This is a genomic window from Streptomyces sp. NPDC002640 (assembly GCF_053592575.1).
This window is the reverse complement of record NZ_JBSFVZ010000001.1, coordinates 472,803-499,072: the sequence shown is the minus strand read 5'-3', so window position 1 is coordinate 499,072 and position 26,270 is coordinate 472,803. Positions and strand designations below refer to the sequence as shown.

Annotated in this window: 20 protein-coding genes, 1 tRNA gene and 1 pseudogene; 12 read left to right on the top strand and 10 right to left on the bottom strand. The window is 70.6% G+C overall.

Going from position 1 to position 26,270, the window contains the following annotated elements; translation table 11 throughout:
• Positions 1-271: 271 nt before the first annotated feature.
• From nhaA to ACWD3O_RS02280, 3 genes are all read left to right on the top strand, one after another.
• A complete protein-coding gene (nhaA, locus tag ACWD3O_RS02290) occupies positions 272-1,693 on the top strand; it encodes a Na+/H+ antiporter NhaA (RefSeq protein ID WP_451414597.1) in 1,422 nt (473 codons plus the stop codon).
• 262 nt (positions 1,694-1,955) lie between these two features.
• Positions 1,956-2,447: a phage holin family protein gene (locus ACWD3O_RS02285; RefSeq protein ID WP_451409705.1), complete on the top strand. Its 492-nt coding sequence runs from the start codon at positions 1,956-1,958 to the stop codon at positions 2,445-2,447.
• The gene (locus ACWD3O_RS02280; protein ID WP_451414596.1) at positions 2,444-3,397 is read left to right on the top strand and encodes an alpha/beta fold hydrolase; all 954 of its coding nucleotides are present in this window, start codon (positions 2,444-2,446) and stop codon (positions 3,395-3,397) included. The genes ACWD3O_RS02285 and ACWD3O_RS02280 overlap by 4 nt, the downstream gene beginning before the upstream one ends.
• Before the next feature lie 739 nt (positions 3,398-4,136).
• Here ACWD3O_RS02280 and ACWD3O_RS02275 read toward each other — a convergent pair.
• The 3 genes from ACWD3O_RS02275 to nth form a co-directional block, all read right to left on the bottom strand.
• Positions 4,137-5,336, bottom strand: a complete 1,200-nt coding sequence (locus ACWD3O_RS02275) for a MarP family serine protease (RefSeq protein ID WP_451409702.1) — start codon at positions 5,334-5,336, stop codon at positions 4,137-4,139.
• A gap of 83 nt (positions 5,337-5,419) precedes the next feature.
• Entirely contained in the window at positions 5,420-6,136 is a 717-nt protein-coding gene (locus tag ACWD3O_RS02270) for an NUDIX hydrolase (RefSeq protein ID WP_451414595.1), read from the bottom strand.
• A gap of 76 nt (positions 6,137-6,212) precedes the next feature.
• Positions 6,213-7,250, bottom strand: coding sequence for an endonuclease III (gene nth / locus ACWD3O_RS02265; RefSeq protein ID WP_451414594.1), 1,038 nt, complete (start codon positions 7,248-7,250; stop codon positions 6,213-6,215).
• A 472-nt stretch (positions 7,251-7,722) separates the two neighbouring features.
• Between nth and ACWD3O_RS02260 the strand changes: the two genes are divergently transcribed.
• Entirely contained in the window at positions 7,723-8,397 is a 675-nt protein-coding gene (locus ACWD3O_RS02260) for a Crp/Fnr family transcriptional regulator (protein WP_006382668.1), read from the top strand.
• A 41-nt stretch (positions 8,398-8,438) separates the two neighbouring features.
• On the opposite strand, the gene ACWD3O_RS02255 is transcribed toward ACWD3O_RS02260, so the two are convergent.
• The 4 genes from ACWD3O_RS02255 to ACWD3O_RS02240 form a co-directional block, all read right to left on the bottom strand.
• Entirely contained in the window at positions 8,439-9,269 is an 831-nt protein-coding gene (locus ACWD3O_RS02255) for an MBL fold metallo-hydrolase (protein ID WP_451414593.1), read from the bottom strand.
• Complete coding sequence (locus ACWD3O_RS02250; protein WP_451409698.1) at positions 9,266-10,144, bottom strand: NUDIX hydrolase; 879 nt, start codon at positions 10,142-10,144, stop codon at positions 9,266-9,268. Before ACWD3O_RS02250 ends, ACWD3O_RS02255 begins: the two co-directional genes overlap by 4 nt.
• A gap of 297 nt (positions 10,145-10,441) precedes the next feature.
• A complete protein-coding gene (locus ACWD3O_RS02245) occupies positions 10,442-10,906 on the bottom strand; it encodes a RidA family protein (protein ID WP_451414592.1) in 465 nt (154 codons plus the stop codon).
• Positions 10,903-11,061 carry a DUF4177 domain-containing protein gene (locus tag ACWD3O_RS02240; RefSeq protein WP_107473408.1) on the bottom strand — a complete coding sequence of 53 codons (159 nt, stop codon included), beginning with the start codon at positions 11,059-11,061 and terminating at the stop codon, positions 10,903-10,905. Before ACWD3O_RS02240 ends, ACWD3O_RS02245 begins: the two co-directional genes overlap by 4 nt.
• Positions 11,062-11,179: 118 nt before the next feature.
• On the opposite strand from ACWD3O_RS02240, the gene ACWD3O_RS02235 reads away from it, so the two are divergent.
• On the top strand, positions 11,180-12,157 hold the full coding sequence (locus tag ACWD3O_RS02235) for an ArsA family ATPase (protein ID WP_451414591.1): 978 nt from the start codon (positions 11,180-11,182) through the stop codon (positions 12,155-12,157).
• Positions 12,154-13,452: pseudogene (locus ACWD3O_RS02230) on the top strand (ArsA family ATPase); the annotation flags it as partial. The gene ACWD3O_RS02235 and the pseudogene ACWD3O_RS02230, both read left to right, overlap by 4 nt.
• Before the next feature lie 378 nt (positions 13,453-13,830).
• Here ACWD3O_RS02230 and ACWD3O_RS02225 read toward each other — a convergent pair.
• Positions 13,831-14,172 carry a WhiB family transcriptional regulator gene (locus ACWD3O_RS02225; RefSeq protein WP_451409786.1) on the bottom strand — a complete coding sequence of 114 codons (342 nt, stop codon included), beginning with the start codon at positions 14,170-14,172 and terminating at the stop codon, positions 13,831-13,833.
• 418 nt (positions 14,173-14,590) lie between these two features.
• Here ACWD3O_RS02225 and ACWD3O_RS02220 point away from each other — a divergent pair, with 418 nt between their 5' ends.
• Entirely contained in the window at positions 14,591-16,930 is a 2,340-nt protein-coding gene (locus ACWD3O_RS02220; protein ID WP_451414590.1) for a transglycosylase domain-containing protein, read from the top strand.
• Between the two features lie 195 nt (positions 16,931-17,125).
• On the opposite strand, the gene ACWD3O_RS02215 is transcribed toward ACWD3O_RS02220, so the two are convergent.
• Positions 17,126-17,590: a GatB/YqeY domain-containing protein gene (locus ACWD3O_RS02215; RefSeq protein ID WP_451409694.1), complete on the bottom strand. Its 465-nt coding sequence runs from the start codon at positions 17,588-17,590 to the stop codon at positions 17,126-17,128.
• Positions 17,591-17,668: 78 nt separating this feature from the next.
• Here ACWD3O_RS02215 and ACWD3O_RS02210 point away from each other — a divergent pair, with 78 nt between their 5' ends.
• The 5 genes from ACWD3O_RS02210 (at position 17,669) to ACWD3O_RS02190 (ending at position 25,915) form a co-directional block, all read left to right on the top strand.
• Positions 17,669-18,604 carry a metallophosphoesterase gene (locus tag ACWD3O_RS02210; RefSeq protein WP_451414645.1) on the top strand — a complete coding sequence of 312 codons (936 nt, stop codon included), beginning with the start codon at positions 17,669-17,671 and terminating at the stop codon, positions 18,602-18,604.
• Positions 18,605-18,777: 173 nt separating this feature from the next.
• Entirely contained in the window at positions 18,778-19,551 is a 774-nt protein-coding gene (locus tag ACWD3O_RS02205) for a Pr6Pr family membrane protein (protein WP_451414589.1), read from the top strand.
• 35 nt (positions 19,552-19,586) lie between these two features.
• Positions 19,587-19,660, top strand: a tRNA-Pro gene (locus ACWD3O_RS02200).
• A 769-nt stretch (positions 19,661-20,429) separates the two neighbouring features.
• Positions 20,430-25,079, top strand: a complete 4,650-nt coding sequence (locus ACWD3O_RS02195) for an AAA domain-containing protein (protein ID WP_451414588.1) — start codon at positions 20,430-20,432, stop codon at positions 25,077-25,079.
• The gene (locus tag ACWD3O_RS02190; RefSeq protein WP_451414587.1) at positions 25,076-25,915 is read left to right on the top strand and encodes a hypothetical protein; all 840 of its coding nucleotides are present in this window, start codon (positions 25,076-25,078) and stop codon (positions 25,913-25,915) included. Before ACWD3O_RS02195 ends, ACWD3O_RS02190 begins: the two co-directional genes overlap by 4 nt.
• 39 nt (positions 25,916-25,954) lie before the next feature.
• Here the strand turns inward: ACWD3O_RS02190 and ACWD3O_RS02185 are convergent, their stop codons facing one another.
• Positions 25,955-26,188 (bottom strand): hypothetical protein, encoded by a 234-nt coding sequence (locus ACWD3O_RS02185; RefSeq protein WP_451414586.1) that lies wholly within the window; start codon positions 26,186-26,188, stop codon positions 25,955-25,957.
• Between the last annotated feature and the right edge of the window lie 82 nt (positions 26,189-26,270).

Here is a 26,270-nt window from a genome sequence, read left to right as displayed (position 1 = left end):
CCCGCCGAACGGCCCTGGAGGCCGGATGATCCGCCCGAGGCCGGCTGAGCGGCCTGAGCGGGCCGAACTCCCCCGTAAACCGGATCCGCACCGGATCCGGCAGCACCGGGGAGTCCGGCCCGCTCTGCCGTTCGCGGATCACATTAGCTAAGCTAATGATCGTGTCCTCCGTCGTCGCGCTCCCCGCGTGGTGACCGGAAGACCATAGGTGCGCCGGGAAGTCTGGTCGGCATGTGTACGCCCATGCCCCGACCACCCTGGAGGCTCCTTCATGGCCCGGCCCGAGCACACCCCTGACAGCCCGCCCCTGCCGGGCGACGACGCCGCACCCCGCCAGGCCTTCCGCCGGGTGTCCCTCCGCGAGCGCGGCTTCCTCGCGGACGCCCTGCGCACCGAGACGGTCGGCGGCGTCCTTCTCCTGCTGGCAGCGGTCACGGCGCTGGTCTGGGCGAACACGCCCGGCATCAAGGAAAGCTACGAGTCGTTCAGCGACTTCCACCTCGGCCCCTCCGCCCTCGGCCTCGACCTGTCGATCGAGCACTGGGCCTCGGAGGGTCTGCTGGCGATCTTCTTCTTCGTGGCGGGCATCGAGCTCAAGCGTGAGCTGGTGGCGGGCGACCTCAAGGACCCGAAGGCCGCCGCGCTCCCGGTGATCGCCGCCGTCTGCGGCATGGTGGCGCCCGCTCTGGTCTACGTGGCGGTCAACGGCATCGGCGGCGGCTCGATGGCCGGCTGGGCGGTCCCGACGGCCACCGACATCGCCTTCGCGCTGGCCGTCCTCGCGGTGATCGGCACCTCGCTGCCCTCGGCGTTGCGGGCCTTCCTGCTGACCCTCGCGGTCGTCGACGACCTGCTGGCGATCGTGATCATCGCCATCTTCTTCACGCACCAGCTGAACTTCGCCGCGCTGGGCGGCGCGGTCGCGGGTCTGGTCGTCTTCTGGCTGCTGCTGCGCAAGGGCGTGCGCGGCTGGTGGGTGTACGTGCCGCTCGGCCTGGTGATCTGGGCGCTGATGTACAACAGCGGCATCCACGCCACCATCGCCGGCGTCGCCATGGGCCTGATGCTGCGCTGCACCCGCCGGGAGGACGAGGAGCTCTCCCCCGGTGAGCGCATCGAGCACCAGGTACGGCCGCTGTCCGCGGGCCTCGCCGTGCCGCTCTTCGCGCTGTTCGCGGCAGGCGTGCCGGTGGCCGCTGGCGACCTGGCGGCCGTGTTCACCAAGCCGGAGACCCTGGGCGTGACCCTGGGGCTGGTGCTGGGCAAGACGCTCGGCATCTTCGGCGGCACCTGGCTGGCCGCCCGGTTCACCCGCGCGTCCCTCAGCGACGACCTGGAGTGGGCGGACGTCTTCGCCCTGGCCACACTGGCGGGCATCGGCTTCACCGTCTCCCTGCTGATCGGCGAGCTGGCCTTCGAGGGCGAGGACCTCCTCACCGAACACGTCAAGGCCGCCGTCCTGGTCGGCTCGCTGCTGGCGACGCTGCTGGCCGCCGTCCTGCTGAAGTTCCGCAACGCCAAGTACCGGCGGATGACGGAGGCCGAGGAGCGGGACGAGGACCGGGACGGCATCCCGGACGTCTACACGCAGGACGACCCGGAGTACCACCTGCGGATGGCGGAGATGCTCGAGGCGAAGGCGGCGGAGCACCGGCGCACGGCGGAGACGATCATGTCCGGCCGGTCCGAGTAGGAGGCCCCGGCCGCAACTCGCGCGGTCCGAGTAGGACGCCCCGGCCGCCCGTCCGCACCACTTGCACGGGCGGCCCACGGAAAGGCCTGCGCCGTCGCCGCCGCGGGCCCTGCGTAACTCTCCTTCAGGTCTTCTCCAACAGCCCACGTACGGCCGGAGCGATCGGGGGTACCTCTAGTACCGGCCGGTGCGCGCAAGGTTCGTGCGGGTCCGGCATGATCTGACTGGACAGTACAGAACTCGGCAGGAAAGGGAGTCCGCGATGAGCGCACCCGACGGCAACCCGGTCGGCACCGAACGCAGCATGGGACAGCTGTTCGCCACGGCGTCGACCGAGATGTCCGCTCTGGTCCAGGACCAGATCGCGTACGCGAGGGCGCTGCTCAAGCAGGACGCCAAGCGCGGGGCGATCGGCTCGGGGGCCTTCATGGCGGCCCTCGCCCTGCTGGTCTTCTCCCTGCCGATGCTCAGCTTCGCGCTCGCCTACGGCATCCACACCTGGTCGGACTGGAACCTGGCGATCTGCTTCCTCCTCTCCTTCGCGGCCTCCCTGCTCGTGGCGGGCGTGCTGGCGCTGATCGGCACGGCCTCCTTCAAGAAGGCGAAGAAGAGCCGCGCTCCGCAGGAGGTGAGCGCCGAGATGAAGCGGACGGCCGAGATCCTGCAGAACGCCAAGCCGCACCCCCGCCCGGCCACGGCGCCCGCCGACCCGTACGCCAAGCAGCTCGACTCTGTGGCACGCTCGACGTCATGACCGACCCAGCCACTCCTTGGGCGCAGCCCGCCTCGGCGGTACGGATCGACCTGCCCGACGGGAGGAAGGTGATCCACCGCGACGTCGCCGCCAACGGCGCCCGGTTCCACATCGCCGAGCTGGGCGACGGTCCGCTGGTCCTGCTGCTGCACGGTTTCCCGCAGTTCTGGTGGACGTGGCGCCACCAGATGGGCGCCCTCGCCGACGCGGGGTTCCGTGCGGTGGCGATGGACCTGCGGGGCGTCGGCGGCAGCGACCGCACGCCCCGTGGCTACGACCCCGCCAACCTGGCGCTGGACATCACCGGTGTCGTCCGGTCGCTGGGCGAGCCGGACGCCGCCCTGGTCGGCCACGACCTGGGCGGCTACCTGGCGTGGACGGCGGCGGCGATGCGGCCCAAGCTGGTGCGGCGGCTGGCGGTCTCGTCCATGGCCCATCCGCGCCGCTGGCGGTCGGCGATGCTCTCCGACGTCCGCCAGACCTCCGCCGGGTCGCACATATGGGGCTTCCAGCGGCCCTGGGTCCCGGAGCGGCAGCTCACCGCGAACGGCGGGGAGCTGGTCGGCCGTCTCATCCGCGAGTGGTCGGGACCCGGTGGCGGGCCGGACGAGCAGGCGATCGACCTGTACCGGCAGGCGATGTGCATCCCCTCCACGGCCCACTGCTCCGTGGAGCCGTACCGCTGGATGGTGCGCTCCCTCGTGCGGCCGGACGGCCTGCAGTTCAACCGGCGCATGCGACGTCCCGTCCGGGTGCCGACGCTCCACCTGCACGGTTCGCTGGACCCGGTGATGCGCACCCGCACCGCCGCGGGGTCCGGGGAGTACGTGGAGGCGCCGTACCGGTGGCGGCTCTTCGACGGCCTGGGCCACTTCCCGCACGAAGAGGACCCGGTGGCCTTCTCCACGGAGCTGGTGAACTGGCTCAAGGACCCCGAACCGGACCGCTGAGGGCCGGCGAGGTCCGCCTCGCTCCCGTACCCCGCCCCTCCCCCAAGGGCGCGGAGGCGCACCCCGGCGCGCACGCGCAGAGCGCGCGCCCCCGGCAGGGTCCGGGTCCGGGCAGCTCGCCGCCCGTTATGCGGACCGGGATGTCTGTCCTACGAACAGCCCATGCCTGCCGCATAGGCCAAATAGGGCCTGACGGCGTGGTTATCGACCTTGGGCCAGGGGCACACGTCGGGGTATGCGCTGGACGTACGACTTCAGTGACGCAGCACGGGACCGCCGCTCGGCCGGTGGGCCGACCGGCAGCTACCGGGGGGCACCGCAGCCACCGGCGACCGATCTCGACGTGGGCATCGGCGGCATACTGCGCCGGCGGGCCCGCTGGGTCTCCGTGCGCCTGCGCCAACAGCGCCCCTGACCCTTCGACCGGCGCCGCCCGGCGCGCGAGCCCCCGGAAGGGGAGCGTCCGCACGCCGGGCGACTTCCGCCTACGGGCCCGACGGCGTCCCTTTCCACTTTTTCCGGCACCCGGCTCCGCCGTTCGGCGGGGTCCCTCCGGATGCACCGGTGTCCCGTACCGCTCCGCCGTGAGGCCGGCGTCAGGACGTGCGGTGTGAGGACGGCGGTGTGAGGACGGGGGCGTCAGCGCGGCCAGGGGGCCCGGACGGTGGCGTCAGGGCGACGGGAGCAGGGCCGTGGCGTCAGGGCTGCGGGATCGAGGCGGTGCGTCAGGACAGCGGCGTCACAGCGCGCACTGGTCGCTGTCGACCTCCTGGTCCGCTGTGCGGCCCCGCTCGATGTCCTCCCGGATCTCGTCGACCGTGAGCGCGTAGCCGGTGTCCGGGTCGTCGAGCGACTTGGCGAAGATGACCCCGACGACCTCGCCGCGCGGGGTCAGCAGCGGCCCGCCGGAGTTGCCCTGACGGACCGTCGCGTACAGCGAGTACACCTCGCGCTGGACCGTGGAACGGCGGTAGATGTCGGGCCCGTTGGCCGGGATCTGACCGCGCACGCGGGCGGCGCGCACGTCGTAGCCGCCGTTCTCCGGGAAGCCGGCGACGATGGCTCCGTCCCCGCTCTCCGCCTCCGAGGAGGCGAACCGCAGCGGATCGGCGGGCAGGCCGGGCACGTCGAGGACGGCGATGTCCCGCTGCCAGTCGTAGAGCACCACGGTGGCGTCGTAGCGGCGGCCCTCGCCGCCGATCTGCACGGTCGGCTCGTCGACGCCGCCGACCACGTGCGCGTTGGTCATAACCCGCTGCCCGGCGAAGACGAAACCGGTGCCCTCCAGCACCTTGCTGCAGCCGGTCGCGGTGCCCACCACCTTGACGATGGACCGCTTGGCGCGCACCGCCACCTCGCTGTTGGCGAGCGCCTGGTCCGGAGGGGCCACCTCACGGATGGGCTCGTTGGCGAAGGGGCTGAAGACCTGCGGGAAGCCGTTCTGGGCGAGGACGGAGGAGAAGTCCGCGAACCAGGTGTCGGCCTGTTCCGGCAGGGTCCGCGAGACGCCCTGCAGCACCTGCGAGGACCGCACCTGCTTGCCGACCGTCGGGAGCGTCGTGCCGGCCAGAGCCGACCCGATCAGCCAGGCCACCAGCAGCATCGCCACCACGTTGACCAGCGCGCCGCCGGTGGCGTCGAGCGCCCGGGCGGGCGACCAGGTGATGCGGCGGCGGAGCTTGCCGCCCCAGTGGGTGGTCAGCGCCTGGCCCACGGAGGCGCAGATGATGACCACGATCACCGCGACCACCGCCGCGACCGTGCTGACCTCGGAGTTGTCGGTGAGCGCGTCCCAGATGACCGGGAGCAGGTAGACGGCGATCAGTCCGCCGCCCAGGAAGCCGATCACCGACAGGATGCCGACCACGAAGCCCTGGCGGTATCCGACCACCGCGAACCAGGCGGCGGCGATCAGCAACAGAATGTCCAGCACGTTCAACGCGTCACGCCTCGCCTCGTCCTCTTCCGGCAGCGTCTTGCCCGCCGGGGCCCACCGTCATCCATTTCCCGTCGGGTCCCCGGTCATGACCTGTGGTCGAGGGACACCTCGCGGCTGCGGTCCCAGGGGAGTTCCCAGCCGGCGAAGTGCAGCAACCGGTCGATGATCCCGGCGGTGAAGCCCCAGACGAGGGCCGACCGCACCAGGAAGGCCGGGCCGCGGTAACCGCTCGGGTGCACCGCGACCGCCCGGTTGGCGGAGTCGGTGAGCTCGGCGACCGGGACGGTGAAGACACGGGCCGTCTCGGCCGGGTCGACGACCCCGACCGGGCTGGGCTCTCGCCACCAGCCCAGTACCGGCGTCACCACGAAGCCGCTGACCGGGATGTAGAGCTTGGGGAGCGCGCCGAAGAGCTGGACGCCGGCCGGGTCGAGGCCGGTCTCCTCCTCGGCCTCGCGCAGGGCGGCGCGCAGCGGGCCGTCGGTGTGCGGGTCGCCGTCCTCGGGGTCGAGGGAGCCGCCGGGGAAGGACGGCTGACCGGCGTGCGAGCGCAGCGAACCGGCCCGCTCGGTGAGCAGCATCTCCGGACCCTGCTCGCCCTCGCCGAAGAGGACCAGCACGGCTGACTGGCGGCCTCCGCCGTCCGCGGGCGGCAGGAAGCGGCTGAGCTGTCGCGGTTCCACCGTCTCGGCGGCCCGCACCACGGGGCCGAGCCAGGAGGGGAGCCCTTCACCGGAGAGGCGGATCCCACCGCCGGACATCGTCATCGCACCGCGGTCCGCATCACTCGCCCGTGTCATCGCCACCCCCGCTCCCTCTCCAACGTCCCGTGGGCCACCCATCGTTCCTCACGTCGGAACCGGCCGGCCGGTTCCTTCATTCCCTGCCCAGGGGCGGGGCCGGGATGCCGCCGTGGTCCAGGTAGGACTGCGGCGGCTTGAGGCGCTGGCCGGGGAAGCCGCCCTTCTCGTACTTCAGCAGCTTCTGCGCCTTCTCCGGGTCCGTCTCGCCCTCCCCGTAGGAGGGGCAGAGCTCGGCGATCGGGCAGGCGCCGCAGGCGGGCTTGCGGGCGTGGCAGATCCGGCGGCCGTGGAAGATCACGTAGTGGGACAGCATGGTCCAGTCGCGCTGGGGGAAGAGCGCGCTCATCTCGGCCTCGATCTTGTCCGGCTCGGTGGCCTCGGTCCACTTCCAGCGGCGCACCAGGCGCATGAAGTGGGTGTCCACGGTGATGCCGGGGCGGCCGAAGGCGTTGCCGAGGACCACGAAGGCGGTCTTCCGGCCCACGCCGGGCAGCTTGACCAGGTCCTCCAGGCGGCCGGGGACCTCCCCGTCGAACTCCTCCACCAGGGCCTTGGAAAGGCCCATGACGGAACGGGTCTTGGCCCGGAAGAAACCGGTGGGCCGGAGGATCTCCTCCACCTTCTCCGGGTCGGCCGCGGCGAGGTCCTCGGGGGTGGGGTACGCCGAGAACAGCGCGGGCGTGGTCTGGTTGACCCTCAGGTCGGTGGTCTGCGCGGACAGCACGGTGGCGACCAGCAGCTGGAACGGGTTCTCGAAGTCCAGTTCGGGGTGCGCGTACGGGTACACCTCGGCGAGTTCGCGGTAGATCCGCCGGGCGCGCCGCACCAGCGCCACCCGCGACTCCGGCTTCCCGGCCGCCACCTTGCGTGCCGCGGAGCCCTGGACCGCGGGCGCCTTCTTCGCGGGAGCGCCCTTCGCAGGCGCCTTCTTCGCGGGAGCGCCCTTCGCGGGCGCCTTCTTCGCGGGAGCGCCCTTCGCAGGCGCCTTCTTCGCGGGAGCGCCCTTCGCAGGCGCCTTCTTCGCGGGGGCCGTCTTCGGGGGCGGGGGAACCTTCTTCGCCTTCGCCGCGGGGGTCGTCTTCGCGGGAGCCGCCTTCGCGGGGGCCTTCACCGCCGGGTCCTGCGGCCCACGCGCGGAAGGGGCGCTCGCCGCGTTCCCCTCCCCGCCCACCGCGGGGCTCGTCCCGGCGTTCGACGTCCGCCGGGGGCGCTCTTCGGTGGTTCGGTCCGGTCGGCGAGCCTCGTCGTCCGCCACGTTCGTCGCTCCATTCGTGGTCTGTTCGCCGTCGGCGGAATCACCCTGTCCGATCACCCGGTCGGACCGCGTGGCCCGTGTAGTCGTCGGCGTTTCGGACACCCGGCCAGCCTAAGGCTCCGCACCGACATCCGCCGCGTACCCCGGGGATCACGGCCCAATTGGGCCCCTGGCGCGATGTCTGGCACACCAGTGCGGCATCCTTGTGACAGATCACACTGTTTGGACCGTCCGGCAAAATGGGGAACTGGGACCCCTGGACGACCGGTGGTACGGACGGTAACCGGGGGGACCGGATTCCCTGAGCAGGTCGAATAGGAGAGATCTCGTGGACGACGTTCTGCGGCGCGCCCCGCTCTTCGCGGCGCTCGATGACGAGCAGGCCGCGGAGCTCCGCGCTTCGATGAGTGAGGTGACCCTCGCACGCGGCGACGCGCTGTTCCACGAGGGCGACCCGGGTGACCGCCTGTACGTGGTCACCGAGGGCAAGGTGAAGCTCCACCGCACGTCCCCGGACGGCCGCGAGAACATGCTGGCGGTCCTGGGCCCCGGTGAGCTGATCGGCGAACTGTCGCTCTTCGACCCGGGCCCGCGCACGGCGACCGCCACCGCGCTGACCGAGGTGAAGCTGCTGGGCCTCGGCCACGGCGACCTCCAGCCCTGGCTGAACGCGCGACCGGAGGTGGCCGCCGCCCTGCTGCGCGCCGTCGCCCGGCGCCTGCGCAAGACCAACGACCAGATGTCCGACCTGGTCTTCTCGGACGTGCCGGGCCGTGTCGCCCGCGCGCTGCTGGACCTGTCGCGCCGCTTCGGCGTGCAGTCCGAGGAAGGCATCCACGTCGTCCACGACCTCACGCAGGAGGAGCTGGCCCAGCTGGTCGGCGCCTCCCGCGAGACCGTGAACAAGGCGCTGGCCGACTTCGCGGGCCGCGGCTGGCTGCGGCTGGAGGCGCGTGCGGTGATCCTGCTGGACGTCGAGCGCCTGGCGAAGCGCAGCCGCTGAGCCAACGCCCGGCGAGGGCGCCGCACGGGAGCACGGGCCGGTCAGACCAGCCCGTGCTCCCGCAGGTATTCCAGCTGGGCGCGGACCGACAGCTCGGCCGCCGGCCACAGGCTGCGGTCCACGTCCGCGTACACGTGCGCCACGACCTCCTCGGCGGTCCGGCAGCCGCTCTCCACGGCCGTCTCCACCTGGGCCAGGCGGCTGGCGCGGTGCGCCAGGTAGAACTCGACGGCCCCCTGAGCGTCGTCCAGGACCGGCCCGTGGCCCGGGAGCACGGTGTGCACCCCGTCGTCGACGGTCAGGGAGCGCAGCCTCCGCAGCGAGTCCAGGTAGTCGCCGAGCCGCCCGTCCGGATGGGACACCATCGTGGTGCCACGGCCCAGGACGGTGTCGCCGGTGAGGACGGCCCGGTCGGCCGGCAGATGGAACGAGAGCGAGTCCGAGGTGTGGCCCGGGGTCGGCACCACCTTCATCTCCAGCCCGCCCACGTCCACCACGTCCCCGGCCGCGAGCCCTTCGTCGCCGAGGCGCAGGGCGGGGTCCAGGGCACGGACCTTGGTGCCGGTCAGTTCGGCGAAACGTTTCGCCCCCTCGGCGTGGTCCGCGTGGCCGTGGGTGAGGAGGGTCAGCCCGACCCTGCGCCCGGAGCGCTCCACGGTGGCGACGACGTTCGCCAGGTGGCCCTCGTCGAGCGGCCCCGGGTCGACGACCACGGCCAGCCGGGAGTCCGGCTCGGCGACGATCCAGGTGTTGGTGCCGTCCAGGGTCATCGGGGAGGCATTCGGTGCCAGCACGTTGACGGTGCGGGTGGTGGCGGGGCCGGACAGGACCCCGCCACGGGGCTGTCCCGGCAGGGCGGCGGCGTTCGTCATGCGGACGGTCCTTCCGTGACGTCGGCGGTCACCCGCTTGGTGAATTCGTCGTGGCCCGGCCAGACGAGTTCGACCACGCCGTCCACCAGGCGCGCCTCGGCCAGTACCGGCGTCATGTCGCGAGCCGACGCGGCGGCGAGCGCGTCCGCGGCCGTGGCGTGGGCCTCGAGGGTGCGCAGGGTGGAGATGGTGGGCGGCATCATCAGCAGCTCACCCCGGTCGTAGCCGGCCGCGGCGTCCGCCGGGCGGGTCCACACGGTGCGGTCGGCCTCGGTGGAGACGTTGCGGGCGCGCTGGCCGTCGGGGAGGACGGCGACGAAGAAGAAGGTGTCGTACCGGCGGGTCTCGAACTCCGGGGTGATCCAGCGGGCCCAGGCGCCGAGCAGGTCGGAGCGGAGGACGAGGCCGCGGCGGTCGAGGAACTCGGCGAACGACAGCTCGTGACCGGCCAGGGCGGCCCGGTCCTTCTCCCACTCCTCACCGGTGGTGTCGCCGACGACGGTGTCCTCGGTGGGGCCTGCCAGCAGGACGCCGGCCTCCTCGAAGGTCTCCCGCACGGCGGCGCACACGATGGCCTGGGCGGCGGGCTCGTCCACCCCGAGGCGGTCGGCCCAGGCGGCGAGGGAGGGGCCCGCCCAGCGGACCTGACGGTCGTCGTCACGGGGGTCCACGCCGCCGCCGGGGTAGGCGTAGGCGCCGCCGGCGAAGGCCATGGAGGCGCGGCGGCGGAGCATGTGCACGACGGGGCCGTGATCGGTGTCGCGCAGCAGCATGACCGTGGCCGCGCGGCGGGGGGTCACGGGGGTGAGGGTGCCGGCCGCGAGGGCGCGTATCCGTTCCGGCCACTCCGGGGGGTACCACTGACCATTCGCCATGCGGGGAGGCTATCCGGAGCGGGGGGAATCTTCGAGGGGTGCCAGGTGAGGGCCCGGGGCCGTCTGGAGTGCCTGGTCCTCGCCGCTCACGCCCGGCAGGCCTGCGGCGCTGTGCGCGCCGGCCTGGCGGCGGCACCGCGGGGTAGGACGGCCCCGGTGGACCGAGGACCGGCGGAGCGAACCGCCTAGTGCGGACGTGAGGGCCTGCGTCCAGCCGGCCGGGCGGCGGCGCAGCGGGTGCGGGCGGGCCGGGCCGTGGGCCCCGGCGGCGGTGGAGGCCGCCGGGGTGCCAGGGGTTCAGTCGGTGAGTTCCACCTGGAGTTCGACCTCGACGGGCGCGTCCAGGGGAAGGACGGCCACGCCCACGGCGCTGCGGGCGTGGACACCCTTGTCGCCGAAGACCTCGCCGAGCAGCTCGCTCGCGCCGTTGATCACGGCCGGCTGGCCCGTGAAGTCGGGGGCGGAGGCGACGAAGCCGACGACCTTCACGACGCGGGCGACCCGGTCCAGGTCCCCGGCCACCGACCTGACCGCGGCCAGCGCGTTCAGCGCGCAGATCCGGGCCAGCTCCTTGGCCTCCTCGGGCGTGACCTCGGCACCGACCTTGCCGGTGACCTGCAGCTTGCCCTCGACCATCGGGAGCTGCCCACTGGTGTACACGTACGCACCCGAGCGCACCGCCGGCTGGTAGGCGGCGAGCGGCGCGGCCACCTCGGGCAGCGTCACCCCCAGCTCGGCGAGGCGGGCCTCGACGCTGCTCACGCCTGCTTCTCCCGCTTCAGGTAGGCCACCAGCTGCTCCGGGTTCGGCCCGGGCACGACCTGCACGAGCTCCCAGCCGTCTTCGCCCCAGGTGTCGAGGATCTGCTTCGTGGCGTGCACGAGGAGCGGGACGGTCGCGTATTCCCATTTCTTCATGGGGCGACTTTAACCGCTGGCCCGGCGGCCCCCCGAGTTGTCCACAGGGCGTGCGCGGAGCACGGCGTTTGTCCACAGGCACCGGCGTGAGGGAACCACGAGTGGTTAGGCTCACGACGTGAGCAGGCTCCAGGTAGTCAGCGGCAAGGGCGGGACCGGAAAGACCACGGTCGCCGCCGCCCTCGCGCTCGCCCTCGCCACCGAGGGGAAGCGCACCCTACTCGTCGAGGTGGAGGGCCGGCAGGGCATAGCGCAGCTCTTCGAGACGGAGCCGCTGCCCTACGAGGAGCGGAAGATCGCCGTCGCGCCCGGCGGCGGCGAGGTGTTCGCCCTCGCCATCGACCCCGAACTGGCGCTGCTGGACTACCTCCAGATGTTCTACAAGCTCGGCGGCGCCGGCCGCGCCCTGAAGAAGCTCGGCGCCATCGACTTCGCCACCACGATCGCCCCCGGCCTGCGGGACGTCCTGCTGACCGGCAAGGCCTGCGAGGCCGTGCGCCGCAAGGACAAGGCGGGCCGCTTCGTCTACGACCACGTGGTGATGGACGCCCCGCCGACCGGCCGCGTCACCCGCTTCCTCAACGTGAACGACGAGGTGGCGGGCCTGGCGCGCATCGGGCCGATACATCATCAGGCACAGGCCGTGATGGGGGTGCTGAAGTCCCCGCAGACCCAGGTGCACCTGGTGACGCTGCTGGAGGAGATGCCCGTCCAGGAGACCGCGGACGGCGTCGCCGAGCTCCACGCGGCGGGCCTGCCCACCGGCCGCGTGATCGTGAACATGGTCCGGCCGCTCCTCCTGGACGACGACGGAGTGCGGCTGGCCGGCTCGGTGCCGCACGCCTCGGTGGCCGGCTCGCTGGCGGCCGCCGGGCTGGGCGGCGCCCGGCGGGGCGGAGCGGCGGAGCGGCTCGTGGACCCGCTGCTGAGGCAGGCGGAGGAGTACGTGGAGCGCCACACCCTGGAGCACCGTCAGCGGCAGGCGCTGGACGCGACAGGCCTCCCGACGGCCGAGCTGCCCCTGCTCACCGACGGAGTCGACCTGGCCGGCCTCTACGAGCTGGCCGCACTGCTGCGGACCCGAGGGATGTCATGAGCCTGGACGCCGAGCGAGAACTCGACCTGGACCCCCTGCTCGACGATCGGCGGACCCGCATCGTGGTCTGCTGCGGGTCCGGTGGTGTCGGCAAGACGACCACCGCCGCGGCGCTGGGGCTGCGGGCCGCCGAGCGCGGCCGCAAGGTGGTCGTCCTGACCATCGACCCCGCCCGTCGGCTGGCCCAGTCGATGGGCATCGACGAGCTGGACAACACCCCTCGCCGGGTACCGGGGATCGACGACGCCGCGGGCGGCGAGCTGCACGCGATGATGCTCGACATGAAGCGCACCTTCGACGAGATCGTCGAGGCGCACGCCGACCCGCAGCGGGCCGCCGCCATCCTGGCCAACCCCTTCTACCAGTCGCTCTCCGCGGGCTTCGCCGGCACGCAGGAGTACATGGCGATGGAGAAGCTGGGACAGCTGCGGGCCCGGGACGAGTGGGACCTGATCGTGGTGGACACCCCGCCCTCCCGCTCGGCGCTGGACTTCCTGGACGCCCCGGAGCGGCTCGGCTCGTTCCTCGACGGCAGGCTGATCCGGCTGCTCACCGCCCCGGCGAAGCTGGGCGGCCGGGCCGGCATGAAGTTCCTCAACGTCGGCATGTCGGTGATGACCGGCACCCTGGGCAAGCTGCTCGGCGGCTCCCTGCTGAAGGACGTGCAGACCTTCGTGGCCGCCATGGACACCACCCTGGGCGGTTTCCGCAGCCGGGCCGAGGCCACCTACCGGCTGCTGCAGGCACCCGGCACGGCGTTCCTGGTGGTGGCGGCCCCCGAACGGGACGCGCTGCGCGAGGCGGCGTACTTCGTGGAGCGGCTGGCGGCCGAGAAGATGCCCCTGGCCGGCCTGGTGCTCAACCGCGTGCACGGCAGCGAAGCGGCCGACCTGTCGGCCGAACGGGCGATCGCCGCGGCGGAAACCCTGGAAGGGGAGAATTTTCCGACCGGCGGCATTGTTGATCACACGAGCGGGAAAGCTGCGGGTAACTCACCCGATACACACGGCAGTTCAGACTCCCCTGCTCCCGAAGGCCTCCCGGATCCAGGCTCCCCCGCCACTTCCCGGCCCGAGGCGCAGGCACCGTCCGATGTCGACCGGCTCACCGCCGGTCTGCTGCGCCTGCACGCCGAGCGCATGCGGTTGATCGCCCGCGAGCAGCGCACCCGGGACCGTTTCACGGCGCTCCATCCCGGGGTGCCCGTGACCGAGGTGCCCGCGCTGGCGGGCGACGTCCACGACCTCGCCGGGCTCCGGGGCATCGGGGAACACCTGGCCGCACCCCGTACCGAAGCCACGCCCCTTGCCGACGCCGCAGCTCGCACCGAAGCCACGCCCCGCACCGACTCCGCACCTCGCACCGACTCCGCACCTCGCGCCGGCCGTTCCGACGCGCGCCGCCCCGACGGCGGGACCGAGGCGCGGACCGGACAGGCCGAGCTGCCCGCACAACCGGTGTCACCCGAGCCGCCGAAGCGCAGGGCGAAGCCGGACCAGAAGACGGCAACGACCCCCGGGCGGTCGGACGCGGCCGACCAGGCGAGCACCCGGACAGGGTGACGTCACCGACCCGGCCAGGCGGAAACGGCGAAGCGGCGGCCCGGAGTCATGACCGACCCCGGCTCCCGCCCTCCACGACCGCCCTGGCGGCGGCTCACCGCACCGCGGCGGTCAGCTCACCGCGGCGTAGTTCTCGTAGTTCTCGTCCGTCTCGTCGAGCGGCAGGATTCCCGCCTCCCGCTCGTACTCCATGCGCGCCGTCTCCAGCAGGCGGCGCCACGAGGTCACGGTCGGCCGGCGGCGCAGCAGCGCACGGCGCTCCCGCTCCGTCATGCCTCCCCACACGCCGAATTCGACGCGGTTGTCGAGCGCGTCGGCCAGGCACTCCGTCCGCACCGGGCATCCGGTGCACACCGCCTTGGCCCTGTTCTGCGCTGCTCCTTGAACGAACAGTTCATCCGGATCGGTAGTGCGGCAGGCCGCCTGCGCACTCCAGTCGGTTACCCAGCCCATACCGGCGCCGTCCTCTCCCGAATCGAGGCTCCCCCACGGCGGCAGCGGCATATTCACCGCCGCCAGTTGAGGACGTTACGGAAGGTGGACAGAGTGCAACACCCCCGACGGGCCCAATCTTGAATGGTCCGAACGGACTATGGGTAAGCGGCAGATCACCCGGAGGAGTGGCCTGGCGACAAATCTGATCATCACGGCGGATCGGGACAGACCACTCACCGCAATAAGGGTGGCGTTGCTCACGGAGGGATGATTCGGGCATCCCCCGGGAAGAAGATCGGGCGGTCCAGGAACGATCCGGGGCCGTCGGACGTCCCGACATACGGGTCCTCGCTCGCACCCGCTGTCGTGACAGCCGGGAGCAGCTTAGGCCAAGGCATTTACCTCTGTCCGGCAAACGAGAACGTAGGCTGCCCTCATGCCAAACAAGCGCTCGGGTGGAGGCCTGTCGCCAGTCCAGCAGGCCGCGAAGTTCCTCGGGATCAGCGTCCTCGCGGGAGGCGTGCTGGCCGGTATCGCCCTGCCCGCCTTCGGGACGCTCGGCCTCGCGGCCAAGGGGTCGGTGGAGAGCTTCGACGAGATCCCGGCCAATCTGAAGACGCCTCCGCTCAGTCAGCGCACCACGATCCTCGACGCCGAGGGCGAGAAGATCGCGTCCGTCTACTCCCGCGACCGCACCGTGGTGCCGCTGAAGAAGATGTCGCCGCTGGTGCAGAAGGCGATCGTCGCGATCGAGGACGCCCGCTTCTACGAGCACGGCGCGATCGACCTGAAGGGCGTGCTGCGCGCGCTCAACAGCAACGCGCGCAGCGGCGAGGTCACCCAGGGCGCGTCCACGCTGACGCAGCAGTACGTGAAGAACGTCTTCGTCGAGGAGGCCGGCGACGACCCGGACAAGGTCGCGCAGGCCACGCAGCAGACCCTGGGGCGCAAGATCCAGGAGCTGAAGTACGCGATCCAGGTCGAAGAGGAACTCGGCAAGAAGAAGATCCTTGAGAACTACCTGAACATCACGTACTTCGGGCAGTCCGCCTACGGCGTCGAGGCCGCCTCCCAGCGCTACTTCTCGAAGTCCGCGGAGGACCTGGAGCTCCAGGAGGCCGCCCTGCTGGCCGGCCTGGTCCAGTCGCCGACCCGCTACGACCCGGTGAACAACCCCAAGACGGCCGAGGAGCGGCGCAACGTCGTCATCGACCGGATGGCCCAGGTCGGGGACATATCGCAGAAGCAGGCCGCGGCGGCCAAGGAGAAGCCGCTGGGTCTGAAGATCAAGCAGCCGCGCAACGGCTGCATCACGGCCACCAAGGGTGCCGCGTTCTTCTGCGACTACGTGCGCGGCGTCTTCCTCAACGACCCGGTGTTCGGCAAGGACCGCGAGGCCCGCGCCAAGCTCTGGTACCAGGGCGGTCTGACCATCCGGACCACCCTGGACCCGAAGGCCCAGGAGTCCGTGCAGGCCTCGCTGGCGAACCACGTGAACAAGGACGACAAGGTGGCCGCCGCGGCCACCCTGGTCGAGCCCGGCACGGGCAAGATCGTGGCCATGGGCCAGTCCCGGCCGTACGGCTCGGTGGCCAAGGAGAACCAGACGGTCATCAACTTCTCGGCCGACCTGAAGATGGGCAACAGCGCCGGCTTCCCGACCGGCTCGACGTTCAAGCCGTTCGTCGCCGCCGCCGCGATAGAGGCGGGCCGGCCGGCGACGCAGCAGTACTCCTCGCCGTACGAGATGCCCTACCCGACGGTGGAGAGCTGCCGCGGTGAGCGGTACGTCAACACCACGGGCGAGAAGGTCCCGAACGAGAGCGAGTCGGAGGTCGGCCCGTACCGGCTGAAGGAGGCGATGGCCCTCTCGGTCAACACCTACTTCGTGCAGATGGTCGAGGACATCGGCCTCTGCCCGGTGCTGGACATGGCCAACAAGCTGCACGTCGTCCAGGGCGACGGCAAGAAGCTGCCGCAGGCCAGCCCCGCGGTGGTCCTGGGCACCGAGTCCGTCTCCCCGCTGACCATGGCCTCCGCCTACGCGGCCTTCGCCTCGCGCGGCATGTACTGCACCCCGGTCGCCGTCGAGTCGGTGACGCAGAAGATCGGCAACGAGACCAAGACGCTGGAGGTCCCGAAGTCGACCTGCTCGCGCGCCATGTCGGAGAAGACCGCCGACACCATCAACACGCTGCTGGGCGGCGTGGTCGACTCCGGCACCGGCAAGCAGGCGGGCCTGAGCGACCGTGACAACGCGGGCAAGACCGGCACCACCGACGAGCGCCGCAACGCCTGGTTCGTCGGTTACACGCCGAACCTGTCCGGCGCGGTCTGGGTGGGCAGCCCGACGCAGCAGGTGAAGATGCGCAACATCACCATCGGCGGCCGGTTCCACGAACTGGTCTACGGCGGCCAGGTCCCCGGGCCCATCTGGAAGGACGCCATGACCGGCGCCCTCGTCGGCAAGGACGCCCCGTCCTTCAACAAGGTCGCCATCCCGGACCTGGACCGGGAGACGGACCGGGACGAGGACGACGGCAGGCCCGGCGAGGGCCTCTTCGGCGGCTTCCTGAACGGCGGGAACGGCAACGGCAACGGGGGCGGTGGGAACGGCAACGGAGGCGGCGGCAACGGCGGCACGGCCACCAACGCGGGCCTCACCTTCGGCGGTCTGACCGGTGGCGACCTCACGGGTGGCACGACGCAGCCCACCGACCCGACCATCGGCGGCTGGATCCAGGGCAACGAGAACGGCGGGGGCAACGGCCCCTAGCGGCCGCCCTCCCCGCCCGTACGGCGATCGGCCCCTTCCCGCAGCGTGCGGGAAGGGGCCGATTGCCATACGGAACGGGACCGTTGGGGAGCCGGGACCGTTGGGAAGCCGGGACCGTTGGGGAGCCGGGCCGCCGGGCAGTCACCTGGGCACCCCAGGGGCCGTCATGCCGTCATCCGAGCGACGGGGCCCGTGTCAGCCCAGCAGGCGCCGCTTCACGGCGGCGGCCACCCGGCCGCCCTCCGCCCGCCCGGCCACCTTCGGGTTCACGATCTTCATGACCTGACCCATGGCCTTCGGGCCCTCCGCCCCGGCCGCGCGGGCCTCCTCGACGGCCTGGTCCACCAGCTCGTTCAGCTCGTCGTCGCCCAGCTGCTGGGGCAGGTACTCCGCGAGCACCTCGCCCTCGGCCTTCTCCCGCTCGGCGCTCTCCGCCCGCCCGCCCTGGGCGAACGCGTCCGCCGCCTCCCGGCGCTTCTTCGCCTCACGGGTGATCACCTTGAGGATCTCGTCGTCGGAGAGCTCGCGCTTCTCCGTACCCGAGACCTCCTCCTTGGTGATCGCGGTGAGCGTGAGCCGGAGCGTCGAGGAGCGCAGCTCGTCGCGCCCCTTGATCGCCGCGTTGAGGTCTTCCTGCAGCTTCGACTTGAGCGTGGTCATGGCTTGATTGTCGCAGGTGTGTCGCAGGCAACGCCCCTTGATTTACGGTCCAGCGGGCACCCTGACACGATGGACGGCATGCGCGCGCTCTACAAGGTCCCCCTCGGCATCACCGCGGCCGCGGCCGCCGGTCTCGTCTACTCCGCCGGGATCGAGGCCCGTTCGTTCCGGCTCCGGCGGGTGACCGTTCCGGTGCTGCCCCCCGGGATGCGCCCGCTGCGGGTCCTGCAGGTCTCCGACATTCACATGGTGAGCGGGCAGCGCAAGAAGCAGCGGTGGCTGCGTTCGCTGGCCGGGCTGCGGCCCGACTTCGTCATCAACACCGGGGACAACCTCTCCGACCCGGAGGGCGTACCTGAGACGCTGGACGCGCTGGAACCCCTCATGGAGTTCCCGGGGGCGTACGTCTTCGGCTCCAACGACTACTACGGGCCGAAGCTGCGCAACCCCGCCCGCTACCTGGTCGAGAAGGTGCAGGGCAAGCACGGGCTGAACGGCAACGAGCCGGCGGTCGGCGCGATCCACAACCCCTGGGAGGGGCTGCGGGACGCCTTCGACGAGGCGGGCTGGCTCAACCTCACCAACACGCGGGGCACCCTCAAGGTCGACGGCGTCTCGGTGGAGCTGACCGGGCTGGACGACCCGCACATCAAGCGGGACCGGTACGACGAGGTCGCGGGCGGCCCGTCCGGGGCCGGTGACATCGCCCTGGGCGTCGTGCACGCCCCGTACCTGCGGTCGCTGGACGCGTTCACCGCCGACGGCTACCCGCTGATCCTCGCCGGGCACACGCACGGCGGACAGCTCTGCATCCCCTTCTACGGCGCCCTGGTCACCAACTGCGACCTGGACACCGACCGGGTCAAGGGCCTGTCCACCCACACGGCCGACGGCAACACCTCCTACCTCCACGTCTCGGCGGGCTGCGGCGCCAACCGGTACACGCCGTTCCGGTTCGCCTGCCCGCCGGAGGCGACGCTGCTGACGCTGGTCGGCACGGACGGAGCGGCCTGACGGCGGACGTCTGATCGACGGCGGTCTGATCGGCGAAACGAGGTCCGACCGCCGCCGCCACCTGCCTCCGCTCAGCTGGCGCCCCCACCCCCACCTGCCACCACGGCCACGGAAATCCCCCGTTCGGCCGCGCTAAATCGCCCGGTATGCCCCGTTCTGCCTAGCGTGAAGGCATGACCGCTCCCCTTCCCAGGGACATACCGGGCCTCCCCGCGGTGCCGGGCTGGGCCAAGCTGACGCCCTCGTACGTCCCCCCGACAGCCGTCATACCCCGCTCACGCCGTCCCTTCACGGCACTGTTCCGCCTGTTCACCGCCTTGGCGGCGGCGGGCGGTGTGACCATCTGCCTGGTCCTGGGCCGCCCGTTCCAGGCCCTCACCCACTTCACCGTGCAGGCCAACGTCCTGCTCGCCGTCGTCCTGGCCGTCTCCGCCCAGCGCGCCTGGAGCGCCGGCCGCCCGGTGCGGCCCGCCCTCACCGGGGCCGCGCTGCTCTACGTCCTGCTCGCGGCCCTGGTCCACGCCTTCGCCGTCCCCGGCGGCCCCGCCTTCTCCGACCCGGGCCCAGACGCCCCCTGGGCGACCGTCGCCGCGCTGCTGCTCACCGTGGTCACCCCGGTCGCGGCGCTGCTGGACTGGCTCCTGCTGACCGCCCCGCGCACCCTGCGGCTGCGCCACGCCACCGCCTGGCTGCTCTACCCCCTCACCTACGTGGGCCTCGTCCTGGTCCGCACGACGCTGCTGCCGGCCGACGCGCCCGGCCGCGTCCCGCTCCCCTTCCTCGACGCCGGCCGCGACGGCACCCTCTCCGCCGTCGGCAATGCCCTCCTCCTGACCCTCGCCTGCTACGGGCTCGGCGTCCTGCTGGTCAGCGTCGACCGGCTGTGCCCGGGGTTCGTCCGCAGCCGCCCGAAAACCGGATTTCGTCTCAGGCCACCGGTGGGCTAAAGTAAACGTCGTCGCCGCGGGAACGCGGAGATGATCGGGGTGTAGCGCAGCTTGGCAGCGCGCTTCGTTCGGGACGAAGAGGTCGTGGGTTCAAATCCCGCCACCCCGACAGAGAAGTACCAGGTCAGGGGCCTGATCCACTTGGTGGATCAGGCCCCTGAGTGGTTCCTGGGGTCGTTTTGGGAGCCGCTTGGGAGCCGAGGTCGGGATCCAGCTCCCGGCGGCTCCCATTTCGTCCACACGGGGGGCAGCGTCCGACTCATCACGGGGAAGCGGGCGAGCACATCCGTCCCGTCGGCACAGATCCGCGACGAAGTCCTCGGACTCGCCTCCCGACATCGTGTCCACCTCGACGAGGAACCGGTGACCGGACCTGAGGGCTCCGCCTGCCGTCACTGGTGATCACGTCCTTTGACCAATCGGGTCGTACGCCATAGCCCCCACCCTCCTAGGGCACCCCCGACGAGAAACGAGCCCGCCGACGAGGAACCGCCAGATCACCTGCCAGAACACGCTCAGCAGGACGAGGCAGTCCGCAGCACCGATCAAGCCCGCCCTGAGGCGCTGCGCCCGGTGCTTCCGCGCTGCGGATCGACGCCGCTTCCGTGCTGCCACCCAAACCTCCCCATTTCCTGAGCAGCAGTCTCGGCAGCTCTGTGGGCCAGTGGCCGATGTGATCCCTTCGGTGGAACGACCACCGTGGATACGGAACCAGCCTGGGTAGAACGGGTGCTCATATCCTTGTCAGCACAACCGTCTTGGCGTGTTGCCGATCCGGCCTATGCGCCGCACATATCACGCCATTCTCCCGGGACGCGTTGTCCTGCCTGCCTGGCACCCTCATCCTGAAACGTTCGCCATCAGCCGAGGGGAGCAAGGTGAACGTGCCGCGACGTGTCGCGAACGACCCTGACGTCATTGGACAGACCACCGGTCTGCTGGGCTTCCTCAAAGAAGTCGTGCAGAGCAGCCATAACCGTCTACGCGACGACCGCCGCTCACGGGAGCGCATGTGGCTGGCTAACCTGCCCGCATCCGTACGACGCCCGTCAGCTCGAGTAGACGGCTTGCTGCTCACACTCGAGCACGTGCCGCAGACGGCACCACCGCCCCTACCAGAGGTGCTGGATGGATGGATTTCCGCGGAACAGTGCCAGGACGCTGATGGCGGTGATCCGCCGCTAGCACTCGAAGGGCCGGGGCGTGAGCTGGTGCGAGCCGCGGACGGCCGTCAGTGGTGGGAGGAGGCGGAGGACCACAGCGTCCGCCGAGAGGATGCAGCCGAAGTGTTGCGGGCCTATGGTCCGTGGCTCGACCGCTGGCGCCGGTGGGCAGAGCGCGAGCGTGCGGAGCGATCCCTTCGGGAGTTGTACGAGCAGATCTACCACTGGCACCAGAAGCTGACCCAGCAGGACGACCAACTCGAACTCGTCCTGGCAACTGGCCTGTTGACATGGAGTGATCCGCGCGGCGACGCCGTCCATCGTCATCTGCTCACTCACCGGGTTGAGACGTCGGTTGAGCGCAAGACCGCCCGGCTGACAGTGCGGCTCATGGCCGAAGGCGCGGTGCGACTCGAGGATCAGGCGTTTCTCGACACCGATGACGGCTGGGCTCCCGAGCGCTCGGCCGCGCTCGCTGAGGAGATAGCTTCCCAGTCGCTGCACCTGCTCGGCACGGAGGCACTGGAGCAGTTGGTCCAATGGCAGGAGCGAGTGCTGCAGCGTCCGGTCGCGTTCAGCGCCGAGTGGCAGCCTCCACGCGAGCCGGAGGCAGGCGCGCGACTGACCTACGCTCCAGCCCTGGTGTTGCGTCCGCGGGACCGAAACGCCTTGCTGAGCTTCTACGACCGAATCGCGGACAGTGTGGCCTTCGAGGCGCACGCTCCCCTGGGGCTCGCTCAGCTGGTGACGACACTGGATCCGGAGGAGCGCGCGAACTGGGGTGACCGCGAGATCCCACCCCTCTTCGGGGACGACCCGCTCTTCCCTGGGAAGACCAACGAGCGGCAGCGGAGTGTGCTCAGGCGCCTGGAGCACGACACAGGTGTAGTGGTGCAGGGTCCGCCGGGGACCGGCAAGACACACACGATCGCCAACCTGGTCTCCGCGCTGCTCGCACAGGGACAGCGGGTTCTCGTGACCAGTGCCCGCGATCAGGCTCTGACGGTTCTGCGAGACAAACTTCCGCCTGCTGTGCGGGACTTGTGCGTTCTCCTGCTCAGCTCCGCGCGGCAGGACGGGGCGGATGAACTGGAGCGCACGATCAATGCCCTGACTGACCAGGTCGCTGCCAGTGATCCCGAGCAGCTTCAGGACGAGATCCGTCGACTGACCGCGCGCCGTGAAGAGGTGCGGGGAAGGATCAGCACGCTCACCGAGCAGGTGATCGCGCTACGGGAGAACGAGGTCTACCGTCACCGGGAGATCGCGCCCGGATACACCGGCACCCTTGCCGCAATAGTGCAGCGCGTCCAGGACAAGGCCGCACGTCACTCCTGGATCGGCCTGGTTCCGGATGAAGGACCGACACCCTCCGTTCCCCCGCTCTCTCCCGCGCAGGCAGCGGAACTGCTGAGCCTCCTGCATGACGGAGCGGCTGAGCCACGCGCGGGTGGCACTCTGCCGGATCCGGACAGCCTGCCGTCACCCGAGGATCTGGCCCAGGCCCTCACGGCCGGCCGTATCACCGATGACGGCCTGTCCTCGGAAGCAACTGGCATTCGCGACGATCTCGCCCAGCTCGACATGTCCGTCACCGGTGAACTGACCTCGCTCGCCGGTGATTGCCGTACGGCGCTGCACCATCTCGGTCTGCCGACATCGGCCGACCAGTGGGATACAGCCAAGTGGACCACCAAGGCCCTCTCGGACCGGCTCTCTCGCGAGAACCTCCTCCTGTGGCGTCGAGTGTCCGGATTGGCCGATCACCTCGCCGTCATGTCCCGGCAGTTGGACGAGCAGGGAATGAAGCGCATCATCGTGCCCGAGCAGCTCTCCGTCGAGCGAGCCGATGCGATGGTCGCGACCGGCTCTGCGCTGCGCGAGCATCTCGCCTCGGGTGGCAAGCTGCGCGCTCGCGGCAGCTTCCGTGCGTCGAAGGCGCAGAAGGCCGCTCAGGAGCTGCTCGATACGTGCACCGTAAACGGTCGCCCGCCCGAGACACTGGAGGATCTCGACTCCGTCCTCGTCCACGTGCGCGCTCACTCCGCTGTCGCCACACTCGCGGAGCGGTGGGCGCAGGCCGGGGTCTCCCTACCGGAAGGGCCGGTGGAGCTACGTCTGGCCTCTCTGGCCGAGGCTTTCGCACGCCTAGAGCACATCGACGCCTTCGGCGCTGCACGCGAGCGCATCGACGAACTGCTCGTAGGCCACGGCCTGCACATCGCCCTCACTTCCCGCGCGGCATGGCAGGACTTCACCAGCGCGCTGGCTGCCCTCTCCGGTCGGCGGGCAGCCGATGAAGCCATGGCTCAGCTGGCCGCATGGGAGGAGCAGCTTCGTACGCCGGTGGAGGGTTCTCACTCCTCCGCCGAAGCACTGGCCGCCGCCCAGGCCATCCGAGAACAGGACATCGACCGCTACGCCAAGGAACTGGAGGCGCTGCGGGAAGCACATAGGCGGGAGCATCGTCGCCGCCGGTGCGCCGTGCTCCTGGACAGCGTCCGCAGGGCACACCCCTTGCTCGCCGACCAGCTGACGCAGACACCCGACGATCCTGCCTGGGAGGCGCGGCTGGACTCGCTGGCCGAGGCGTGGGCATGGGCTGTGGCTTCCGCGTTCGTACGCCGCCAGCGCACCCCGGGCCGCGAGCGTCAGCTTGAAGCGGAACTGGCCCAGTGCGAAAGAAACCTGGAGGACCTGACCGGTGAACTCGCCGCCACCTGGGGTCGGCTGCACTGCTTGCAGCGCATGACACAGGAGCAGCGGTCAGCGCTCCAGGCGTACCGCAACCACATGGCCTCATACGGCAAGGGCAAGGGTCGCAACGCGGGCAAGTACCGTGCCGCGGCGCACGACGCCATGAGGACGGCGCAAGGAGCCGTACCCGCGTGGGTCATGCCGATCTCGCAGGTGGCCGAGATGGTGCTGCCCAAGCGCGACGCGTTCGACGTCGTCATCGTCGACGAGGCCAGTCAGGCCGGCATGGACGCGCTGTTCCTACTGTGGCTCGCTCCCCGCGTGATCGTCGTCGGGGACGACAAGCAGTGCGCGCCCCCGGTCAGCGGCATGGGTCGTCTTCAGGCGATCCAGGACCGGCTCATCTCTCATCTGCCGGACATGCCACCCATGCTGCGCCAGCTCTACACCCCCGCCACCAACCTCTACCAGTTGCTCTCCACATTCTTCCCGAAGGTGATCCGGCTGGAGGAGCACTTCCGGTGCATGCCCGAGATCATCGGCTGGTCCTCCCAGACCTTCTACAACAACAAACTGCAACCCCTGCGGCAATTCGGCGGTGAGCGCCTTGATCCGCTCGTGACGCAGTTCGTCGAAGAGGCTGTCACCCAGGGCCGCGACAGCCGGCTCCGCAACCCCAAGGAAGCCGAGGCCATCGCCGACTGCCTGGCCCGACTCGTGCAGGATCCCGCCTACCGGGACAAGACCATGGGCATCATCGCTCTGCAGGGTTCGGTCGGCCAGGTCAAGCTCCTGGAACAGCTGATCAATGAGCGCATCCCGGCGCCGGTGCGCGAGCGTCACCAGATCCGTGTGGGCAACCCCGCGTCGTTCCAGGGCGACGAACGCCACGTCATCCTGCTGTCGATGGTCGCGACCGACCCGCCGCGCATCGCGGGCGGCGCGCGCAGCGAACGGCAGTCGTACAACGTCGCCGCGTCCCGCGCCCAGGACCAGATGTGGCTCTTCTACTCGGTTCCCCCGGACCGCTTGAAGAAGGAGGACCTCCGGTTCAACCTGCTCGCTTATATGGAGAACCCGCCCGCCGCACTGGCCAGCTCCGCCGACATCGGAGAGGTGTCGACCGATATCCCGCAGAAACCATTCGAATCACTCTTCGAGCAGCACGTCTATCTACGTCTGAAGAAGCGCGGCTATCACGTCATCCCGCAGTACCCGGCGGGCAACAAACGCATCGACCTTGTCGTCGTAGGGGCACGCGGGTGCCTGGCCGTGGAATGCGACGGCGAGCGGTACCACTCGACACCCGAGCAGATCCGGCGCGACCAGCAGCGCGATCGTGAACTACAAAGAGTGGGCTGGACGTTCTGGCGCATCCGCGAGAGCGACTTCCGATTCGACCCCGACGAAGCGCTGTCCGGCCTTTGGGAAGAACTGAACCGGCTGGGGATTCATCCGGCCACGTTCGGCGGCCCCGACGACCAGTCCCGCTCGCCCTCCGCATCTGGCACTCCTCGGTGGACCCCGCTCGACCTCTCCTCCGACGAGGGGCTGGCCGAGGATTCAGCCGACGCACCCGACACCCCGGACACGACTGATCCGGTCGCTGCCCTCGACATGACCGAAGACGACGATACCGACGGCACCAGCACGGAAGGCCCGGCATGACTCCGCAGTCCCCACTCGGCATCCTGGACGCCAACACCCTGGAGGAACTGGCCCGCGTCATCTGCGGCGACGAGCACCTCTACTACCGCAAGGGTTACGAGATCGCCCGCTTCCTGGAGCACGCCGGCTGGCAGCGGGTGCCTGAGTACGACGGCGAGTACCGCAGGGAGTGGACCCTTGCCCGACTCACCGAGCGCCGAGAGGACCCCACGGAGCTGGAAAAAGTCCTGCTTCGGCTCGCCGACCCGCGCGAGTACCTCGATGAACCGGACCAGCTCCCTGCCGTCATCTCCGCCGTCAACGCCTTCCTCATCCACGAGGGCGCCCGCCTGGAGAACCCCGGGGGCCGGCCCCGCCTGTTCGCCTGCGACCCCTCTCTCGCTCATCCGGGCAGCCAGGGCCCGGTCGAGCTCAGAGCAGCCATGGCCGACCTGATCAGCGACCAGACTATGGCCGGGCTCCTCCAGCACCGCCTGGACGAAGCACGCACCTGCTACGCCAACGGCGCCCACGTCGCTGCCATCATCATGCTCGGCAGCCTCTTGGAAGGCGTCCTCGTCCATGTGGTTCAGGAACGGGACGCGTCACTGCTCGGCAACAAGTCCCCGGACCACGTGAATCTGGACACGCTGATCAAGATCTGTCATGACGCGGGCTGGATCGGCGCCGATGTGGAGCGCTTCTGCCACGAGCTGCGCAAGTACCGCAACTTCGTCCACCCGCGCGCCGAGATCCGAGAGGCGCACACCCCGGACCGCGACACGCTGGACATGTGTTGGCCTGTAGTCAACGCGGTCCTGAACGACCTGGCCGACTCACAGCCCAAGGCAACCTGACAGCGCGAACCACACCATCCCGGCCCCGGGCTGGGCTCGTCAGACGAAACTCAGCACGGGGCGGCTGTCCGGCATCCCCAGCAGTTCCCGCACGCGGGCTGGCTTCCATGCCAGTTCCGCAGCCAGCTCGCGCTCGAACGCCTTGCGCAGCATCACGCGCTGCTCACCCGGAAACCCGCGCACGGACTCGGGCGCGAAGCCTGGTTGGCCGCTGAGGCGGAAGCTGTATACGCGGGGCCGTGTGGTCGACGCCCGGTTGGACAGTGAGGCCATACAGCGAGTGGGTGCTCACAAGAGGATGGTCAGGAAAGAACCCCCGAGCGCCTCGCCAAACCGGCGGAGGAGATCAACCCAG

Excerpts from the sequence above, each read along its gene's own strand:
- ACWD3O_RS02225 (WP_451409786.1), bottom strand. The coding sequence starts at position 14,172 with ATGGGCTGGGTAACCGACTGGAGTGCGCAGGCGGCCTGCCGCACTACC.
- ACWD3O_RS02250 (WP_451409698.1), bottom strand. The coding sequence starts at position 10,144 with ATGGCGAATGGTCAGTGGTACCCCCCGGAGTGGCCGGAACGGATACGC.
- ACWD3O_RS02280 (WP_451414596.1), top strand. The coding sequence starts at position 2,444 with ATGACCGACCCAGCCACTCCTTGGGCGCAGCCCGCCTCGGCGGTACGG.
- ACWD3O_RS02210 (WP_451414645.1), top strand. The coding sequence starts at position 17,669 with ATGCGCGCGCTCTACAAGGTCCCCCTCGGCATCACCGCGGCCGCGGCC.
- ACWD3O_RS02185 (WP_451414586.1), bottom strand. The coding sequence starts at position 26,188 with ATGGCCTCACTGTCCAACCGGGCGTCGACCACACGGCCCCGCGTATAC.
- ACWD3O_RS02270 (WP_451414595.1), bottom strand. The coding sequence starts at position 6,136 with ATGACACGGGCGAGTGATGCGGACCGCGGTGCGATGACGATGTCCGGC.
- ACWD3O_RS02205 (WP_451414589.1), top strand. The coding sequence starts at position 18,778 with ATGACCGCTCCCCTTCCCAGGGACATACCGGGCCTCCCCGCGGTGCCG.
- nhaA (WP_451414597.1), top strand. The coding sequence starts at position 272 with ATGGCCCGGCCCGAGCACACCCCTGACAGCCCGCCCCTGCCGGGCGAC.
- ACWD3O_RS02240 (WP_107473408.1), bottom strand. The coding sequence starts at position 11,061 with ATGAAGAAATGGGAATACGCGACCGTCCCGCTCCTCGTGCACGCCACG.
- ACWD3O_RS02255 (WP_451414593.1), bottom strand. The coding sequence starts at position 9,269 with ATGACGAACGCCGCCGCCCTGCCGGGACAGCCCCGTGGCGGGGTCCTG.
- ACWD3O_RS02190 (WP_451414587.1), top strand. The coding sequence starts at position 25,076 with ATGACTCCGCAGTCCCCACTCGGCATCCTGGACGCCAACACCCTGGAG.
- ACWD3O_RS02215 (WP_451409694.1), bottom strand. The coding sequence starts at position 17,590 with ATGACCACGCTCAAGTCGAAGCTGCAGGAAGACCTCAACGCGGCGATC.
- ACWD3O_RS02285 (WP_451409705.1), top strand. The coding sequence starts at position 1,956 with ATGAGCGCACCCGACGGCAACCCGGTCGGCACCGAACGCAGCATGGGA.
- ACWD3O_RS02220 (WP_451414590.1), top strand. The coding sequence starts at position 14,591 with ATGCCAAACAAGCGCTCGGGTGGAGGCCTGTCGCCAGTCCAGCAGGCC.